We start from the raw sequence: 17,882 nt of genomic DNA, 5'->3' as shown, positions 1-17,882 counted from the left end.
AACATGGGTTTGTCGGAAAAGATTGGCCACTCCTGAAGCGTATCGCTGGTGTGCCAGGCGATGAGATTTGCAGGGTAGATGGACGCATTCTCATTAACCAAACCCCTCATGGCATCGCAAGAAAAACAGATTCTATGATGCGAGATTTGCCTTCATGGGAAGGGTGTATCAGGCTCAGTAATAGCCAGATATTTTTGATGAATCCGCATCCGGCTTCTCTCGATGGACGTTACTTTGGGCCGACCAATGTAAGTGATATTCAAAGTTCAGCGCAGCTTGTGCTGGAGTGGCGCTAAATAGAGATGGCGGCGTTTTCCGGCATATGGCGGCATAAAGCGGCGAAACGAAGCGTTAGATCAGCCAGCAAACCCGAACGGGCAAGATTGAAGCTTTTGCACCAACAGGTGCATAAGGCATTGTCTGCACATCTCTTTTTTGGCGCCCTATGCCGGAATATGTGGTGCACGAATTTTCTCAGATTTGTTGAATCTATTGGGATTTTTAGGTGCATTGGCGGAGTTCGGACCACATGAGTGGTGACACTGATTTTACGCCGCGCCTTGGCAAGCTGAGAGACACTGGCGCAGGGTCTTCTAGACGTTTTCGTTCCAGACTTCTCAAAGCGGCAAAGCAAATGTCTGCGCCGCGTACAAAACCCTCCTTTACGGGGGCACGTATTGGCAAAGGAAGCGCTGCAGGGCTCCATGCACGCATAAAGGGTCAGCGATTACCTCGCATGCGCCGTCGCCGTGTCGTCGTTAAAGTGCATATTGCGCGCGCCAAATCAGGCATCGGCATAAGAGCCTATTCGCGGCACATTGATTACATTCAACGAGATGGTGTCGACAGGGATGGGTCAGGCGGTCAGCTTTATGGGCGGGATGATCGAGACATGGATGGCCGCGCATTCGCAGAGCGCAGCATGGACGACCGCCACCAGTTCCGCATAATCGTTTCACCAGAAGATGCAGATCAGCTCTACGACTTAAAAGAAACAACACGGCGACTGATGTCAGAAATGGAGCGCGATCTCGGTACAGGGCTCGACTGGGTCGCGGTCGATCATCACAATACGGGACATCCGCATACGCACATTGTCATTCGCGGCAAGGATGACTTGGGGCAAGACCTCGTCATCGCCCGAGATTATCTCATGAAAGGGCTACGTGCGCGGGCCGAAGAGACCCTAACACAAGAACTTGGTCCAAGGCGTGATATTGAGATCGTAAAGTCCCGGCACCGGGAAGTGTTGCAGGATAGATTTACAGGACTTGATCGGGAGATCGCGCACTTATCAAATCAAGGCGTCGCGGAATTATCACGCGGGTCAACTGCATTTGGGCGTTTTAAGCATAGTCTCCACGAGCAGCGTCTATCTCATCTCGAACAGCTTCACCTTGCTAAAAATCTTGGGGAAGGACGATGGCAACTCGCCTCGCACTGGGATCGTGCGTTGAAAGCGATGGGGCGCAAGGGCGATATCATCCGCACACTGGCGGCGGGCGTAGAGCCCGGTAAACATGCCGATAGGGTTCGATTCTTTGAGGAACGAACGGGCGATTTGCCATCTATTCTGGGCCAAGTGATACAGCATGGTCCGGAAGATGAATTGCGAGACCGGCGCTTCATCCTCGTAGAGGACTTTCAGGAAACGCCATGGTACGCGCCTGTATCAGATGAGCTCGGTGGGGTCTTGCCGCCTATAGGAGCGGTTGTTGAGCTATCAGCGCAGCCTCAGAAACCCAGGAGAGCAGATCGCACGATTGCTGAGATCGCGGACCGAAGTGGCGGGCTTTATTCAGACGAGCTTCATTCCGCTGCTGATCCATCCGCATCAAGTGCTTACCGACTTGCCCACAAAAGACGGCTCGCAGCGCTTCGCAGAGCAGGCATCGTAAACATAAGCCCTCAAGGGGATTGGGAAATAGCTGAGGACTTCCTCGAAAAGGCGGCAGAATTTGAAGCCGCGAGAAGCGGCAGTGTCGCTATAAAGGTGCACTCGTGGGCCTCACTAAAGGTGCAAATTGAAACGCGTGCCGAGACATGGCTGGATCGCGAAGAGGGCAAGCAAAACAGCCTGGAAAACACGGCGATAAGTGACGCACGTAAAGCTCGTGTGGCTTTCTTGCGCGAAAAGGGATGGCTCAAAGACGGAGAAACGACTTTGAACACTGAGGTGCGTCAGCGACTAAGAATGGAGGAGTTGCGCCGCTTGGGCGAGGTAGAATCCAAGCGAACTCAACGTGTGCATAAGGTGCTGGAAACAGGAGAGGGTTTCGAGGGAAAATTCGAGCGCACGACCGATCTTGCACAAGGTAGAATGGCAATTGTCGGTAACGAGAAAGCGTTTGCTATGGTGCCGTGGAGACCGGATATGGAAAGGCAACGCGGCAGATCAATGGCGATCGAAGTGCGAGAGCGCGGCGTCAGCTGGAGTATTTCTGATGCTCTGAAAAGAGGTCTCAGCCGCTAATTGGTTGGCCGCGCTAAAATTAGCCATCAAAGGCTTATCAATACCGGCAAGTGCAACTAATGTCGGCTGGCACCTGAATATTTCAGTGCGGCCAAATATATGGGGGATTATTCCAAGCATGTTTAATACCAATCCTAAGGACCTCAAAGCACTCCTGAATGAAGTCCATTCGGAGTCGCTCCAATTGCCAGATTTTCAGCGCGATTGGGTCTGGACGGATGAAGGAGTACGCCAACTTTTAGCTTCTGTCGCAGCGGGGTTCCCAATCGGTGCGATACTCACGCTCGAAACTGGCGGTGAACTGAAGTTCAAAACCCGCGCTTTAGCACATGCCCCCACAACCGGCGTTGAGCCAGAGGAGTTGCTCCTCGACGGGCAACAACGAATGACCTCTCTCTATCAGGCTCTTAGGTCAGATCAGCCTGTCCAGACGCAGAATTCAAAAGGAAAAGCCATGTCGTTGTATTATTACATCGACATGAAACGCGCATTGCACACAGCGCGCCTTGAAGATGCGATCTTCTCGGTGCTGAGTGACCGAACGCTTAGATCAAACTTCAACAAAGATATCGACCTGGACCTGCGGACAACAGAATCAGAGTGTCAGCAGTTTATGTTTCCACTGAACAAGGCTTTGGATGTCACCGATTGGCTGCTCGCCTTCACGGCGGAACATGGAAGTGCGCAAACGGAGTTTTTCAAAGCGTTCAAGGAGCAAATAATCGATCGGATCGTCTCTTACAAAGTGCCCGTCATCACACTCACTAAGGCCAACTCGCGAGAGGCAGTATGCACAGTATTTGAGAAAGTGAATGTCGGCGGCAAAAAACTGGACGCCTTTGAATTGCTGACAGCGATCTTCGCCGCAGATAATTTTGATCTCAGAGAAGATCTTCGGGGGACGGACAGGGCAGCGTTTATCGCCAAACATAGGCGAGAGCCCAAAAATGATGAACTCAAGGAAGGGCGGCTTGTCAAAATCAAAGGGCCGGCGAAATCCGGCGTTCTTGCTGGATTGGATGAGCGCGATGTTCTGCAGGTTGCATGTGCGCTTCAAACCCACGCCGAAAGACGAACAGCCATAGCCGATGGCAAGACGGACCAAAGAGATATACCGGCCGTTAGCATTAAGGCCAATGATCTGCTCAAACTGGATTGTCACATATTTCAACAGAATGCCGAGCAACTGACAGATGGTTATATCCACGCTCGCAACTTCTTTGAGAGGCTGAACATTATCAGGGAACGAGATATTCCTTACCTGCCAACCGGGAAAACCATTGCAGCAGTGCACGCATCAATGGAGCGCCCCGACCTGAATGCAGCTCAGATGGATCAGCTGGCTCAATGGTTTTGGGCTGTCACGCTCGGGGAGACGTATGGAACAAGTACCGACACGCGCGTTGCACGCGACATGTTGGAGCTTTTAGATTGGCTGGAGGGCGGAAATGACCAGCCGCGAGCCATTACCGAGATCAGTATTCGCGCCGACCGGCTCGATGAACTCCGCTCCCGAACTTCTGCTGGTTACAAAGCGCTGCATGCAGCCATACTAAATGAAGGCTGTCTCGATTTCAGGACAGGGAAAGAAGCTCGAATAATGGATGCTCATGACGATCCCGTCGATATTCACCACATTTTTCCAAAGAAATGGGCGATCGACAAAGGAATAGGTGCTGACCGCTACGACTCCATCATCAACAAGACTCCACTCTTCGCGCAGACTAACCGCCTTATCGGTGGACGCGCTCCGTCAGAGTATCTTGGGCGACTTGAAAGTGAACTTGCCAAGAGCGAAAGCACCGACAACGCGCGGGATCGACTCGACGACATTCTACGGTCGCATTTAATAGAACCGCAATTGCTGCGCACGGATGATTTCGATGCATTCTATGAGGATCGGAAGGAAAAGCTCTTGCAACTGATTGAGCGCAAGACAGGCCGGGAAATCCTACGGACGGCAGGTTCGAACGAGGAAGACGACGCACAGCCTGACGTTCGGATATTAGAAGAGGTCGCCTAGAGACAGGGCGCGATCCTCGGCAGTTATGCCGCCATTTGCCGCCATTCACACTGGCTGAATTTGAGTAGGCGCGAAACACTAGAGAGGTTTTCTGAATGGGAGCCTCTATGCGATGTCGCCGTCTAAGATTTTGATCGGTCAGTTTCTGATCGTTCTATCCATCATCGTTTTGACCATGTGGGGGGCAACGCAGTGGGTCGCGCATGCCCTCGGCTACCAACCGGCGCTCGGACACCCCTGGTTTTTATGGGATCAGTGGCCCGTCTATCGACCGTGGCGACTATTCCAATGGTGGTACGCTTATGAGGCTTATGCGCCGGAAGTGTTTGCTCGCGGCGGGGCAATAGCGGCGAGTGGCGGGTTGCTCGGCATTCTTGCTGCGGTTTTGGGGTCAGTTTGGCGATCACGCTGGGAGCGCAGCGTCACAACTTATGGCTCGGCCCGTTGGGCTGAGAAGTCCGATCTGCAGAAAGCAGGTCTGTTAAAGGACGAGGGCGTTTTTTTAGGGCGCTGGAAAGACAAATACTTACGCCATAGCGGGCCTGAACATGTGCTCGCCTTCGCGCCGACGAGATCAGGTAAGGGCGTCGGTTTGGTCATTCCGACACTTCTCTCCTGGACAGGTAGCGCAGTCATCCACGACATAAAGGGAGAAAACTGGGAGTTAACCTCAGGATGGCGCGGGTCGTTTTCGAACTGTATGCGGTTCGATCCCACAGATGCTTCCAGTTCCCGTTTCAATCCGTTGATGGAGGTCCGTAAAGGCGCGAGCGAAGTGCGCGACGTGCAGAATATTGCTGATATCCTGGTTGATCCGGAAGGCTCGCTTGAACGGCGCAGCCATTGGGAAAAGACCGCGCACGCCTTGCTTGTCGGGGTTATTTTACATGTTCTCTACGCTGAGAAAGATAAAACTCTATCGGGGTGTGCGCAGTTTTTATCAGACCCTTCAAGAAGCTTTGAAAAAACGCTCGGCGTGATGCTCAAAACAAAACACGTTGAGCATTCTAACGGCAAACATAGTGTGCATCCCGTTGTTGCAGGTGCCGCCCGTGAACTCCTCAACAAATCGGAAAATGAGCGATCTGGCGTCCTCTCCACGGCTCTCAGTTTTCTGGGGCTTTATCGTGATCCGGTTATTGCGGAGGTGACGTCTGCAAGCGATTGGCAGATCAGCGATCTCACTCGCTTAAATCGGCCCATGTCGCTTTACCTCGTTGTTCCGCCTTCTGATCTCTCGCGCACCAAACCTCTAATGAGGTTGGTCCTCAATCAAATTGGTCGAAGGCTGACTGAATCAATGCCGGAATCTGAGCGGCGAAACATACTGCTGATGCTCGACGAGTTTCCGGCGCTCGGTCGGCTCGACTTCTTCGAAAGTGCCCTTGCTTTCATGGCGGGCTATGGTGTGCGGGCCTATCTAATTGCCCAGTCTCTCAATCAGATCGAAAAGGCCTACGGGCCGAACAATGCGATCCTGGATAATTGCCATGTCCGGATCGCTTTTTCGACCAATGATGAGCGTACGGCTAAACGCATCTCGGAAGCTCTCGGAACGAAAACGGAGCTGCGATCACAGAAGAATTATACAGGACACCGGCTTGCTCCATGGCTTAGTCACATGATGGTGTCGCGCCAAGAAACACAGCGCGCGCTCATGACGCCCGGCGAAGTGATGCAAATGTCTCCTGCCGATGAAGTCGTGATGGTTTCAGGCACACCGCCAATTCTCGCAAAAAAACTTCGCTATTTCCAAGATGGCAACTTTACAGTTCGGGTGATGCCGCCACCAAAAGAGATGCCGGTTCTCATAAACGGCAATAGCAGTTGGACGGATATTTTCCGCCCAGGAATGATTGCTGCCGAGACCTCAGCAAAAAACACCTCAGAAGTCAGTAGAGAGATCGTCCCCACACTTGATCAGTCAGGCCCAGTAGCTGCGGTTCAAGTTGAACCGGATGCATCTCCAGAAATCGATGATGCAGAGGATATCGGTTCAGAGCACACGCTGGAAACGATCCGCCGGGCGGCAGCGCTTGACCTAGCCGATGACAACACTCTGCCGGAGTTTTAAAGATGAGCAAACCGCGTGTGAACCTTCGGCTTTCCCATAAGCTGTATGCTGAACTTGATCGCCGAACGAGAGAGCCTGGCGTTACCAAAACCGATATAGTGGAAGAGGCACTCAGCCGTTTTTTCGAACCTGAATCCAATCTTGTTCTCGAAGAGCGCTTACTTCGCCGCATGGACGCGTTTGATCGCAGGCAGGGAGAAATTGAACGCGACACCGCGCTCTGCCTCGAAACAACTGCGCATTTTGTATTCTATTGGCTGACCCGAACAGAGCCTATCCCTGAGGGACAACGAGATGCAGCCCATGCGTTGGGGCAACGTCGGTTTGATCATTTCATCCAGCAAGTGGCGAAAAAGCTCGGAAATGAGCGAAGCGTGCTATCAAAAGTAAGCCCTGATCTCGATGAGTTACGCTGAAACCGGCAAAAACCATCACTCGAAGCAGGCTTTATATCATGGTCAAGAAATCGATAATGTTCTTGAAAAAGTAACCTTCGTGACCCATTATATGCGTTATTGGATAACGAAGGGTACATTTATGCCGACGCCCACCACACCGCCGAGCGCTGTACGCCGGACCTTGCGAAAGCTCGGTCAGGACATCGCCGATGCGCGAAAACGCCGGGGGCTTACCATGGAAACCGTGGCGGATAGGGCATTCACATCCCGGAAGACGTTGTCTCGCATTGAAGATGGAGACCACCGTGTGAGCATCGGAATTTATGCTTCCGTGCTCAACGCTTTGGGGTTGTTGGAGGGGCTAGGCGAGCTTGCTGACCCAGCGAGTGACGAACTTGGGTTGTCTCTGTCTTCGGCAGAATTACCCAAGCGCGTTCGGCCAAAACGCAAATGACAGAAATCGAAGTCCATATCTCGATTGATGGCGATACGCTGCGCGTCGGAACACTTTTCCGGCAAGCTGCCCGCGCTCGCGAGTCTGTCACCTTCCAGTATCATGACGAATGGCTCACTAATCCGGCGAGGTTTTCACTTGAGCCTAGCCTTGCCGTTGGGGGTGGCATGTTCCATCCTGGCGAAGGTCGCGAGATGTTCGGTTCAATCGGGGATTCAGCTCCAGATACCTGGGGACGACGCCTTATGCAGCGAGCGGAGAGGCGAACCGCACGAACTGAAGGTCGTCCACCGAAGACGTTACATGAAGCCGACTTCTTGCTTGGGGTGAGTGATGTGTCGCGTCTCGGCGCGCTTCGTTTCAAACGGCCGGATGATCAAGAATTCCAAAAACCGATTGGAGAGGGGGTTCCTGGCTTTATTCAGCTTGGCCGCTTGCTCGAAAGCGCGCAACGAATTGAACGTGATGAAGAGACTGATGAAGATCTGACGCTGATTTTTGCGCCCGGATCATCGCTTGGTGGTGCTAGGCCGAAGGCCTCTATTGTGGATGCGCATGGCGCGTTGGCCATTGCGAAGTTTCCAAAAGATACTGACGATTACAGTATCGAAACCTGGGAACATATTGCGTTCACTTTGGCTGAACGTGCCGGAATAGACGTGCCGCGCCATGAACTCCATCGTGTGGGAGACAAACCCGTGTTGATTTCGTGGCGGTTTGACCGGCAAGGGCATATTCGCACGCCATTCTTGTCGGCGATGTCGATGTTGCAGGCAAAGGATGGTGAGCGCGCGAGTTACCCAGAGATTGTTGATGAACTCACCAGGCACGGGGCAAATGCGAAGCAAGATGCAGCCGAGCTATTCAGGCGCGTTGTTTTCAATATTTTGATTTCAAATGTAGACGACCATCTTCGCAACCATGGATTCCTTTGGGCCGGTAAAGCCGGGTGGTGTCTGTCGCCAGCCTATGATCTCAATCCGACGCCGACTGATCTGAAAGCGCGCTTCCTGACGACAAACATAAGTCTTGATGAAAGCACTTGCTCCATAGAACTCGCCTTATCTCAAGCAGAATTGTTCGGTCTGGGGAATGAGGATGCAAAAAAGACCATAGCTGAGGTCGGGGCCGCAGTTGCTGAATGGCGCTCCGTTGCTTCCGAAGTCGGACAGACTCAGAATCAGATCGATCGCATGGCGAGTGCTTTTGAACATGACGATCTGAGAATGGCTAACAGCTAGCTACTTGTTCCTTCGACGAAAATGTCCTCATTCGTGTGAACATTATTTATGGAGTAGGTCATTTGAACTCGATGCCGATTGAAGACCGACTGTGTTCGTTGTATTTCTCAAAAGTGGAGTTGGCGCCGGATTGCGAGCAGCAAGACCAGCATATATAATTTTATAAAGAGGCGGTTGAAGATACGAATTTAGTCTACTCATCGGTACGCTTTTGACCGGTGACCATCGCGAGCATCAGGTTTTCCTTATGCATTACACTGGAGAGTATGACGCCAAGTATGTGCAGTGTATCCCGTCAGGGCCTTTGAGACAGTTTAGGTTGTTTTGCTAAGGGAGTGTTTCTGGCTCATCGTAGTCCTTGAAGGGATTGATGATGAGAACGAGAACGGGGCCGAACGGATCGGCTGACAAGCATGTAAAAGAGATCAAGCGTAAGACTCGGAGGAAGTTTTCGGCCGAAGAGAAGATCCGGATTGTTCTGGATGGCTTGCGCGGAGAGAGCTCGATCTCCGAGCTGTGCCGCCGAGAGGGCATTGCAGAGAGCCTGTATTATAACTGGTCGAAGGAGTTCCTGGAGGCGGGCAAGAAGCGCCTGTCCGGTGACACTCAACGCCAGGCGACATCGGGCGAAGTGACCAACCTGAAGCGTGAGACCCGCGACTTGAAGGAAGCGCTGGCAGAGACGCTACTGGAGAACCGCCTGCTCAAAAAAAGCATGCTCGCGGATGGGGACGACCCAGAATGAGGTATCCCGCATCTGAAAAGCTGGAGATCATCCGGCTCGTCGAAGGCTCGCATCTGCCGGTGAAGCGCACACTGGACAAGCTCGGTGTGTCCCGGCCGACCTTCTACCGTTGGTATGATCTGTATCGCCGCTTTGGCGAGGCGGGCCTGGAGGATCGCCGGTCGCATCCGGGGCGCGTCTGGAACCGTATCCCGGACCATGTTCGCAAGGCCATGCTGGAGATGGCCCTGGCAAGGCCCGAGCTCAGCCCAAGAGAGTTGGCGGTGACGTTCACCGATGAGCGTCGCTACTTTGTCTCCGAGGCCAGTGTTTACAGGTTGCTGCGTTCGCACGACCTGATCACCAGTCCGGCCTTTATCGTGATGAAGGCTGCGAGCGAGTTTAGGGACAAGACGACCGCGCCCAACCAGCTCTGGCAGACCGACTTCACTTATCTCAAAGTCGTCGGCTGGGGCTGGTTCTATCTCTCGACCGTGCTGGATGACTTCTCGCGATACATTATCGCCTGGAAGCTCTGCACGGGCATGGCTGCGTCAGATGTCGAGGATACGCTGAACCTGGCTCTTGAGGAAACAGGCTTGGATCAAGCCAATGTCGTGCATCGTCCGCGCCTGCTGTCTGACAATGGTCCGTGCTATATCTCTGGTCAGCTCGCCGACTATCTTGAAGACAAGGGCATGCCGCACACCCGCGGCGCGCCTTACCACCCCCAGACGCAGGGCAAGATCGAGCGCTGGCATCAGACACTCAAGAACCGCATCCTGTTAGAGAACTACTTCTTGCCGGGTGATCTGGAAAATCAGGTCGCTGCGTTCGTCGGTCACTACAATCATCAGCGCTACCATGAGAGCCTGAAAAACCTCACGCCCGCTGATGTCTATACCGGACGCGGACAGACCATCTTGCTCGAACGAGCGAAAACCAAAAGGAGGACGATGAAACAACGGCGCTTGCAGCACGCCAAACACGCTGCTTAACTGAAACCAAGATGAGCCAAGCCTCCTGAATGTCAGGCCGCCATCTGTCTCAAATTATCTGACGACGGACAAGCCGAAATCTGAGTGGCGGGTCAAAAACAAAGACTGGATCATCGATGAAATGCGAAAAACGATGAAAACCCTTCCGGGCATAGAGCCAGCTTTTACACAACCCATTGAAATGCGTACCTCGGAAATGTTGACGGGCGCGCGCGGCGATCTCGCCATCAAAATTTTCGGCCCCGATCTGGAAACGCTTTCCGATCTTTCGAGTGAAGTGCAGTCAGCTGTTTCTAAGGTCGATGGCGCGAGTGAAGTTTTTACGATGTCGAATGATTCGATTGGGTTCATGCAGCTCAACATAGATCGCCTCGCTGCAGGGGCTGCTGGTTTGTCCATCACGGATGCTGAAGATGATTTGCGCGCCATGCTTGAAGGATTGAATGCGGGTGAAGTGGTCGAACCGGGCCGGCGCACTCCGATCATCATCCGCGGTGACGATGCGCTGAAAGCTTCGCAAAGTCTGTTCGCTCGCACACCGATTGCGACACCAGATGGCGGCATAATCAGAATGGAAGATTTCGCCGAAATTGAGTATAGTGAGGGCGCGGTTAAAATTGACCGTGAGAACGCCTCGCGATTTGCGCTGGTGCAGGCCTTTGTACAGGGCCGCGATCTGGTAAGTTTTGTTGAAGCGGCGCAGCAGGCAGTGGCCGCCGAAGTAGAATTGCCCCCAGGATACAGACTGGAATGGGGCGGCGAATTCGAAAACCAAAGACGTGCAGCGCAGCGGTTGGGCCTCGTCGTGCCAATCGCACTAGGACTTATATTTGTCGTTCTGTTCGCAACGTTAAAGTCCGCTAGGCAAACCATCTTGATCTTTGCGAATGTTCCTTTCGCGCTCGTCGGTGGCATCCTCGCTCTGTGGGTTTCTGGAGAATACCTATCGGTACCGGCGTCTGTTGGATTTATCGCTCTCCTTGGCATTGCGGTTCTGAACGGTCTCGTATTGGTGAGCTACTTCAATCAATTGCTCGCCGCCGGACGAACTATGGAAGAAAGCGTGTTAGAGGGATCGGTTCGCAGACTCCGACCCGTGCTCATGACCGCGAGCATCGCAGCATTGGGGTTAGTACCTTTGCTGTTTGCAGAAGGACCCGGATCAGAGATTCAAAAACCTTTGGCCATAGTGGTAATCGGCGGCCTGATTTCTTCCACGCTGCTAACCCTTTTATTGTTGCCGGTTCTATTCAGACGCCTTGGTGCTGCCCGTCATTCGGTGCGCAAACAGTTGGAGGTGGCCCGATGGACCCCAATCTCTGCAAACTAACGCTCGTATACCCCCCCCGTTCAGAGGACGCTGTAATCGCTTTTTTGCTGGATCAACAACCTCCGTTACCTGGGTTTACCTCTTGGCACGGCTCGGGTCACGGTTTGGGGTTTGACAACGCAACAACCGCCGAACGAGTCGAAGGCCGGGTCAGTCGGCGTATTTTGTCAGCTATACTTGAACCAAAGCGCGCTGAAGGTCTCATCGAGTCGATTAGGTTAAAGCTACCTCTGCCACACCTTATTTACTGGATAGAGCCGGTTCTTTCGGCAGGACGTCTAACGTGAAATACCTACTCGCAATCGCACTTTATTCTCTTGGGGTCGCTTCCGCGGCGGCGCAGTCTTATCTACCTGCAGAAGAACTTGTTCAGGACGCCCTCGACTCTCATCCATCCTTGTCAGTTGCAAAGGCGGGTGTGTTAGTAGCCCAAAGCGAGGCCCGAGGTCTCGCTGTAGGTCCATACGAATGGACAATCTCAGCAGGCTATACCCAACGTGTCATTGAAAATCAGTTCGGATTCAATGAGTTCGACGCAGAGCTGACAAAAGGGTTTCGTCGACGAGGTAAAGCGACACTTGACCGGGAAATTGGAACTCTCGGTATCGAAGCGGCCAGACTTTCAAATGCAGATCAGCGCCATGAAATCGCGCTTGAACTTGCAACCTTGTGGATTGAATGGCTAGCCAAAGAAGAGCAGCTCGCAATCGCCTTAGCTCAGGTGGGTAGTTTTGAGGCCAGTGTGAACACTGTTGAACGACGATTGCGAGCAAATGATGCCTCGCTGCTTGAACTAGAGCTGGCGCAAACGGCTCTTGCTGAAGCTAGAACGGCCGCAGCAAGTGTGACCGGCAATGTTGAAACCGCAAAGCGCAGACTAGGGGTAATGTTTCCCGATTTGCCATTACCTGGCAATCCACTCTTGCTGAAAGGTCCTGAAAATATTGAGAATCTGGAGCGGTGGCGATCCTTAATTATCGAGCGAAGCCATGAAATCGAACTGGCGGAAACGAAGGCACGCCTCGCCTCGGTCGTGGCGCGTCGGAGTCGGCAGGATCTAAAACCGGATTTCGAAGCTGGGCTTCGCACATTTAGCGAGCGCAACGGTAATGAAGCTGGACTTGGCATTGTCGTATCTATCCCACTCGGCGGAGCGAAGCGGTCTGCAGCCTTGGAAAGAGACACCGCGCGTTCCAGTTTGGCGATGGCCGATCTGGCACTCAAGCACCGCGAGATTGAGGCAATGGCTCAAACTGATGTCGCACTGGCCCAATCATCAATACAAGCTTGGCAAGCCGCGCTCTCAGCCAAGCAAACCAGCAGCGCTGCTATTACTCGTTTGCGGCGCGGATTTGAGCTCGGCGATATCAGGCTCTCTGAGCTGCTCATAGCCGAACGTCGGCATGTCGACATTGTAGGTCTTGAAGCATCAGCACGGGCTCGGTCTGCCTATGCGGTTGTCCGACTTCGGATTAATGCTCACGATCTGTGGTTACGGCGCGGCTATGATGAGGCCGGAGCTGCTGTCTTCGATTAACCAGGTTAAATTTTTGTTCAGTTCAGATTCTGCATACGATTGCGCAGAATGTTAAAACAAAACTCTGATAGTGTAAGAGACACAATGCGATATTTTAAACTCATAGAAAAAGAGTATCCGGTCACTCCTTTATTGGAAGAAATAGCCTCGGTAGAAAACGCATGGGCGTTGAACGAAGGTCGTCAATCGAAAATTAAAGTGCAGAGAGAAGCTGTATCAATACCAATTCGCGGACTCCGAAAATCCAAGATCGCAGGACGAAAGAAGTGGGACGTCCATGAGTCTCGATTCACGACAATCTCCAAACAGTTTCCTAGGATCCGGTCCTGCCTTGAGAGTTTGGCGCAATGTCTTGATGGAGAATTGTCGCGGGCCAAAGTCGTCCGGCTTGAGCCAGGTCACCGCGTCTATCCTCATGTCGATCGGGGTGAATACTACCGAATTCGAGATCGCTATCACCTCGTTCTCAAAAGTGAGCCGGGAAATTATTTAAAAGCAGGGGACGAACGAAATTGGATGAAGCCGGGCGAACTTTGGTGGTTTGACAATAAAGCCACTCATGAAGCAGAAAACGCGAGCAATGCTTCGCGAATTCATTTCATTTTTGACCTTCTGCCACGGTGATTTTTTTGGTCCTGACAGTGATCTGAAACTTGAAGACATTGCATCCTGTTTTCTTTTTGGTTTTTGGTCTAAAATTCAAACCATCTGTACCAACCGCTTGAGCTCGATTGATCTGGTTCTCGATCATCCGTCCATCATTTGAATAGTATACCTAAATCTGCGACTTTCACGCCTTTGATCTGACGTATCTCCGTCGGTGATGGCAAAAAAGCTCGCCACGGTAAGTTTAACTCACATTGTTGGTATGCCAATTGGACACTGAGACAACAGTTGTGCTGAGCAAGTTGGTAAACTTGCTTTTGCGAATATCCTCAGCATGGATTTCTGAGGATATTCGCGCATCCGGACAATGACGTGAGTCTAATAAGCGATTTGCAGACGCCCCATAAGAGCGTCGGCGCTCTCGTCAACTCCATTTCGATTTGGGCTAACGTCGGCGCTGACATAATTGCCCATCAGTCTGACATTCTCATTCACGTACCAATTGACGCCAACCGTATAGTTCGACTGTTTGCCGCCAGCGATGAGACCATCATTAAGATCTAACGTGCTGAAACGTGCCGCCAACTCAAACGCGCCATATTTGCCGCGGGGACGGATCGCACCAAACGTACCACTTGTCGAGCTATAGCGCTGTCGTTCACCGGTGATGACGTAGGCTGCCTCAACCGATGCGCCGTAAAAACTCGGATCACCAATAAGGGGCGCATCGTTTTGACGAGTAATGTATTGGCCTTTCACCACGAATGGGCCCTGCATGTAACCCGCTTCGAAATTGTAGTTCGTATAGGCGTCAACGTCTGGCTGCGTTCCAGTGCGGATAAGGGTGACGCCCGAAAGACCGAATTCAGGTTGTGCGCTGACACGGGATGGCTCAAGATCCTTAAGCTGACGATGTTCAAGGGCACCCGCAAGATGTATCGCACGTTTCCTTTTTTTTACCGGGGCGAAAACAACTCTGCCGACAATACTTTCACCTTCATCCGTTGCGCGGATAGGGTCCTGGTCGATAGGGTCTCCGAAATAGCCCCCCGTTATAGACCAGTTATCGCCGCGATATCGTACTGAGCCACCGACGGCAAAATTCGGCGCGAGCGCGGAGGGCAATCCTCGTTCCATCAATTTCAGATTGTTCGAGCTCATCATATCTTCGCCATTAAAAGGCACGATATGTTGTCCTGCCTTGATCGAAAGATCGTCCACGCCGCGATATTCAATCCAGGCATTTTTCCAGCCCGTGCTGACCCCGCCGACATCATGATCTAGCTTGACACGAAATGTATCTGCCACGGTCAGGGTTGCATTGACTCTGAACCGTCGAATATCGGACTTGCTCGGTATGGGCGTGATATCATCATTTACGCTTACCGTGTCCGCATGAAGACGACCGCCAAATACCAGTTCGAAATTCTCACCCTCAAATGTAAGCCCGTCCTCATCGGCCGTGAATTCCTGGGCGATTGCTATAGGTGATGCGAGGGCTATCCCCGTCACGCTTGCTAATAGTAGTTTTTTCATATGTCCGCTCCTTCTGTGTTCCTATTGATCCAATCAAAGATGATGTCCCCCAACTCGTGGTGCTGTATGCACTCGCCAAAATCATGATTGGCCCGGTCGATAATCTTGAACGCGAACTCAGGCTTGATGTTTACCGTTGTTGCCGTGTCGCGCATTGCCTTGATCCAGCGTTCCGCTCGCTCTACTCGGGTGAAGCCCTGCATCTTATCGATACCGGGTCCGGTTCTTAGGGACGAATCCCTATTCACATCCCTCCCGCCCACAACTACGCAGGTCGGAATGTTTAGCGCTTTGTCTAAATAAAGGTCTCTATCGCCAAGAACTTTGGATGCGGCGATTCCGAATGGATAGCGCTTTTCGCGATCAGGAAATGTGTACCAACCCGCCGCCATCAACACCATTCTATTGATGCGGCCAGGACGCATTAGTGCGTAACGATGCGCAAACTGTGCCCCCCCTGAAAATCCGAACAAATTGACTGAATCAGTATCAACTTGAAACTTAAGGGCTACATCGTGCAAAAGCCTGTCGAATTGAACAGCCGGACAGGCTTCACCCTTTCTCACTTCTAGCCTTTGGTAGTGTCTGTGCGCCGTTTTTGAAAAAAGCGGTGCTATCAGAACGGTTCCATGCTTCTCCGCAAATTTGGCGAGTCGAAATGCATGTTCGCCGGCGTTGCGGGTCCAGCCGTGCATAGAAATGAGCGGTTTTGCATCTGGGCGAGTTTTTGTCGGGATGAAAAGGAAGTAGGGTAACTGAGCTAGCTTCGGTTGGTAAATTGACAGTATTCGGCCTCGCCAGTCACTACTGACGTCGTCGCCGTGTTGAGTCTCGGCATTCAGGGCATGCTCAGGAATCTGTACGGCCTCGATCATGCCGCTGCCTCAATGACAGGAGCGTCCACCGCGGAGAGGTGCCAACGACAATCGGCGTGCTTTGCAAACGACCCGCGGTGAGTGGTTAACAATATCGTTCCATCATACTCTCTGATGAGGCTGTCGAGAATCTCCAGCCCTGCTTCGTCGAGGTGATTGTCTGGTTCATCGAGCAACAAGACGGGTGGATTACCTAATATTGCTCTGGCCAGAATGATCCGCATGCGCTGGCCGGCACTCAAATTGCTTCCGCCTTCCTCAACCATCGTCTCGAGCCAATATGGTGATTCCGGATTCAGCCCGTCCATCCCGCAACGGGCAGCGGCTTGCTGAATATCATCTTCGCTGGCGGTCTTTGACCCATAGGCAATATTGGACTGTATCGTGCCTCTTAGTAGCGGCAAGTTCGGAGAGGCAATTGAAATCGAACGTCGCAAATGCCCCGTTTTTACAGTCCGGATATCTTTTCCGTCGATTAAAATTTGCCCGCTATCAGGCTCGATCAGCCGGAGCGCCAACATCAAAACTGTAGATTTTCCTGCCCCGTTGGCCCCGGTGATCACAATCCGTTGCCCGGCAGGGGCGACAGCCGAGAACGCCTTGAGAGAACCTGTAACGGAGACAGTCTCAAAAGCGAGCTTTCCTTTTACCGCTTTGAGACTTTTCGGTGCGTCGGCGGGTACAATTACAGGGCCTTTTCGCAGCAAGTTTTCTGTCTTCTCAAACGCAATGATCGCGCTCTTGCGGTATTCGTAGACCCGTCCGAAATCAAACAGGTTCGGCGTGATCAAAGACAATACGCCGAGGGCCGCCATGATTTGACCGGTTGTTGCCTGACCGTTTTGAGCAAGTGTGGTTCCGACAACCACTGATGTGGTCAGAGCGAGCCCGACCACGACGTAAATCAGCGCGCGGAAGGTCCCAATCGCTCCGGCGCGAGCGATCATCGCGCGTTTCAGACTCTGGGTTTGCCGCTTCACCTTCCGGCGTTCATTGTTACGCTGCGCAAAGGCTTGAACGATAATCATGTGTTCAAGCTTTTCAGTCAGGTTCGCGGCGATATTTGCCCGCCGCCGCCGCGACTCGCGCATGGTCTGGTCGATCGCCCGGCCGAGTAAAAGCGCACCCAATGTTCCAGCACCAATCAATATAAAAAGCGTGCCGCCAAGAACCGGGTTCATGATTGTCAAAGCCGACATGGCTCCAATGAGAACAACGCCAGACACCGTCATTCTCGCGATGCCTAACGTGACCCATTGACGGAGTGCAGTTAAGTCATTGACGAACCGGAGTAGGATGAACCCCTTGCGGTTTTCTCCGAGCGCTCGCGCGGACAGTTGACTGACATGCTGGAAAACTTCCAGCCTGATATCGGCAACATAATCTTGGCCCATCGTTTCGGCATCAATGCGTTCACGTCGCTTCAGCCAGCCGATGGCCAGAGATGCCGAGACCAATACAATTGCGCCGCGCGCAACAGGGCGCACTTCTTCCGGCGAAACGAGACCGTCGATCATGGTCTGCATAACGGTCGCCATGCAGACCATGGCCGCGGCCTGGATAAGGCCATTTGCGATCAACGCCGCCAATCGCCATCGCCGCTTTGGTGTGAG

General features: G+C 52.6%; 14 protein-coding genes and 1 pseudogene. 12 read left to right on the top strand and 3 right to left on the bottom strand.

The genetic code is table 11. The features are described from left to right. From D1227_RS19735 to D1227_RS19680, 12 genes and pseudogenes are all read left to right on the top strand, one after another. A partial coding sequence (locus tag D1227_RS19735) for a S26 family signal peptidase (RefSeq protein WP_199288329.1) occupies window positions 1-296 on the top strand: 296 nt, incomplete at its 5' end. 233 nt (window positions 297-529) lie between these two features. Next, complete coding sequence (locus tag D1227_RS19730) at window positions 530-2,473, top strand: DUF3363 domain-containing protein (protein WP_119405894.1); 1,944 nt, start codon at window positions 530-532, stop codon at window positions 2,471-2,473. A gap of 118 nt (window positions 2,474-2,591) precedes the next feature. Beyond that, window positions 2,592-4,496, top strand: coding sequence for a GmrSD restriction endonuclease domain-containing protein (locus tag D1227_RS19725; RefSeq protein ID WP_119405893.1), 1,905 nt, complete (start codon window positions 2,592-2,594; stop codon window positions 4,494-4,496). A gap of 112 nt (window positions 4,497-4,608) precedes the next feature. Then, complete coding sequence (locus tag D1227_RS19720; protein ID WP_119405892.1) at window positions 4,609-6,570, top strand: conjugal transfer protein TraG; 1,962 nt, start codon at window positions 4,609-4,611, stop codon at window positions 6,568-6,570. 2 nt (window positions 6,571-6,572) lie between these two features. Continuing rightward, window positions 6,573-6,986 carry a hypothetical protein gene (locus tag D1227_RS19715; RefSeq protein WP_119405891.1) on the top strand — a complete coding sequence of 138 codons (414 nt, stop codon included), beginning with the start codon at window positions 6,573-6,575 and terminating at the stop codon, window positions 6,984-6,986. 121 nt (window positions 6,987-7,107) lie between these two features. Continuing rightward, the gene (locus D1227_RS19710; protein WP_119405917.1) at window positions 7,108-7,422 is read left to right on the top strand and encodes a helix-turn-helix transcriptional regulator; all 315 of its coding nucleotides are present in this window, start codon (window positions 7,108-7,110) and stop codon (window positions 7,420-7,422) included. Further along, window positions 7,419-8,663 (top strand): type II toxin-antitoxin system HipA family toxin, encoded by a 1,245-nt coding sequence (locus D1227_RS19705; protein WP_119405890.1) that lies wholly within the window; start codon window positions 7,419-7,421, stop codon window positions 8,661-8,663. Before D1227_RS19710 ends, D1227_RS19705 begins: the two co-directional genes overlap by 4 nt. A gap of 373 nt (window positions 8,664-9,036) precedes the next feature. Beyond that, window positions 9,037-10,385, top strand: a protein-coding gene (locus D1227_RS19700) for an IS3 family transposase (protein WP_119405916.1) whose coding sequence is annotated in 2 segments (ribosomal slippage) — window positions 9,037-9,370 and window positions 9,370-10,385 — 1,350 coding nt in all. Because the reading frame shifts where the segments join, the coding sequence is not laid out codon by codon here. Window positions 10,386-10,425: 40 nt separating this feature from the next. After that, a pseudogene (locus D1227_RS19695) lies at window positions 10,426-11,715 on the top strand (efflux RND transporter permease subunit); the annotation flags it as partial. Beyond that, complete coding sequence (locus tag D1227_RS20545; protein WP_119405888.1) at window positions 11,691-12,002, top strand: DUF3240 family protein; 312 nt, start codon at window positions 11,691-11,693, stop codon at window positions 12,000-12,002. The pseudogene D1227_RS19695 and the gene D1227_RS20545, both read left to right, overlap by 25 nt. Beyond that, the gene (locus D1227_RS19685; RefSeq protein WP_119405887.1) at window positions 11,999-13,252 is read left to right on the top strand and encodes a TolC family protein; all 1,254 of its coding nucleotides are present in this window, start codon (window positions 11,999-12,001) and stop codon (window positions 13,250-13,252) included. Before D1227_RS20545 ends, D1227_RS19685 begins: the two co-directional genes overlap by 4 nt. An 84-nt stretch (window positions 13,253-13,336) precedes the next feature. Beyond that, entirely contained in the window at window positions 13,337-13,876 is a 540-nt protein-coding gene (locus D1227_RS19680; protein ID WP_158586734.1) for an aspartyl/asparaginyl beta-hydroxylase domain-containing protein, read from the top strand. A gap of 360 nt (window positions 13,877-14,236) precedes the next feature. Here the strand turns inward: D1227_RS19680 and D1227_RS19675 are convergent, their stop codons facing one another. The 3 genes from D1227_RS19675 to D1227_RS19665 are packed head-to-tail and all read right to left on the bottom strand — an operon-like array spanning window position 14,237 to window position 17,858. After that, window positions 14,237-15,394 (bottom strand): OprO/OprP family phosphate-selective porin, encoded by a 1,158-nt coding sequence (locus D1227_RS19675; RefSeq protein ID WP_119405885.1) that lies wholly within the window; start codon window positions 15,392-15,394, stop codon window positions 14,237-14,239. Beyond that, a complete protein-coding gene (locus tag D1227_RS19670; protein ID WP_119405884.1) occupies window positions 15,391-16,269 on the bottom strand; it encodes an alpha/beta hydrolase in 879 nt (292 codons plus the stop codon). The genes D1227_RS19675 and D1227_RS19670 overlap by 4 nt, the downstream gene beginning before the upstream one ends. After that, complete coding sequence (locus D1227_RS19665) at window positions 16,266-17,858, bottom strand: ABC transporter ATP-binding protein (protein WP_119405883.1); 1,593 nt, start codon at window positions 17,856-17,858, stop codon at window positions 16,266-16,268. Before D1227_RS19665 ends, D1227_RS19670 begins: the two co-directional genes overlap by 4 nt. Between the last annotated feature and the right edge of the window lie 24 nt (window positions 17,859-17,882).

This window comes from Henriciella mobilis (genome assembly GCF_003576315.1).
Lineage (GTDB): Bacteria > Pseudomonadota > Alphaproteobacteria > Caulobacterales > Hyphomonadaceae > Henriciella > Henriciella mobilis.
Note: the sequence above shows the minus strand (reverse complement) of the source record. Positions and strands in the feature narration are given on the sequence as shown.

Bases quoted from the DNA above. Each gene is read 5' to 3' on its own strand.
- D1227_RS19730 (WP_119405894.1), top strand. From the start codon at position 530: ATGAGTGGTGACACTGATTTTACGCCGCGCCTTGGCAAGCTGAGAGAC.
- D1227_RS19725 (WP_119405893.1), top strand. From the start codon at position 2,592: ATGTTTAATACCAATCCTAAGGACCTCAAAGCACTCCTGAATGAAGTC.
- D1227_RS19720 (WP_119405892.1), top strand. From the start codon at position 4,609: ATGTCGCCGTCTAAGATTTTGATCGGTCAGTTTCTGATCGTTCTATCC.
- D1227_RS19715 (WP_119405891.1), top strand. From the start codon at position 6,573: ATGAGCAAACCGCGTGTGAACCTTCGGCTTTCCCATAAGCTGTATGCT.
- D1227_RS19710 (WP_119405917.1), top strand. From the start codon at position 7,108: ATGCCGACGCCCACCACACCGCCGAGCGCTGTACGCCGGACCTTGCGA.
- D1227_RS19705 (WP_119405890.1), top strand. From the start codon at position 7,419: ATGACAGAAATCGAAGTCCATATCTCGATTGATGGCGATACGCTGCGC.
- D1227_RS20545 (WP_119405888.1), top strand. From the start codon at position 11,691: ATGGACCCCAATCTCTGCAAACTAACGCTCGTATACCCCCCCCGTTCA.
- D1227_RS19680 (WP_158586734.1), top strand. From the start codon at position 13,337: ATGCGATATTTTAAACTCATAGAAAAAGAGTATCCGGTCACTCCTTTA.
- D1227_RS19675 (WP_119405885.1), bottom strand. From the start codon at position 15,394: ATGAAAAAACTACTATTAGCAAGCGTGACGGGGATAGCCCTCGCATCA.
- D1227_RS19670 (WP_119405884.1), bottom strand. From the start codon at position 16,269: ATGATCGAGGCCGTACAGATTCCTGAGCATGCCCTGAATGCCGAGACT.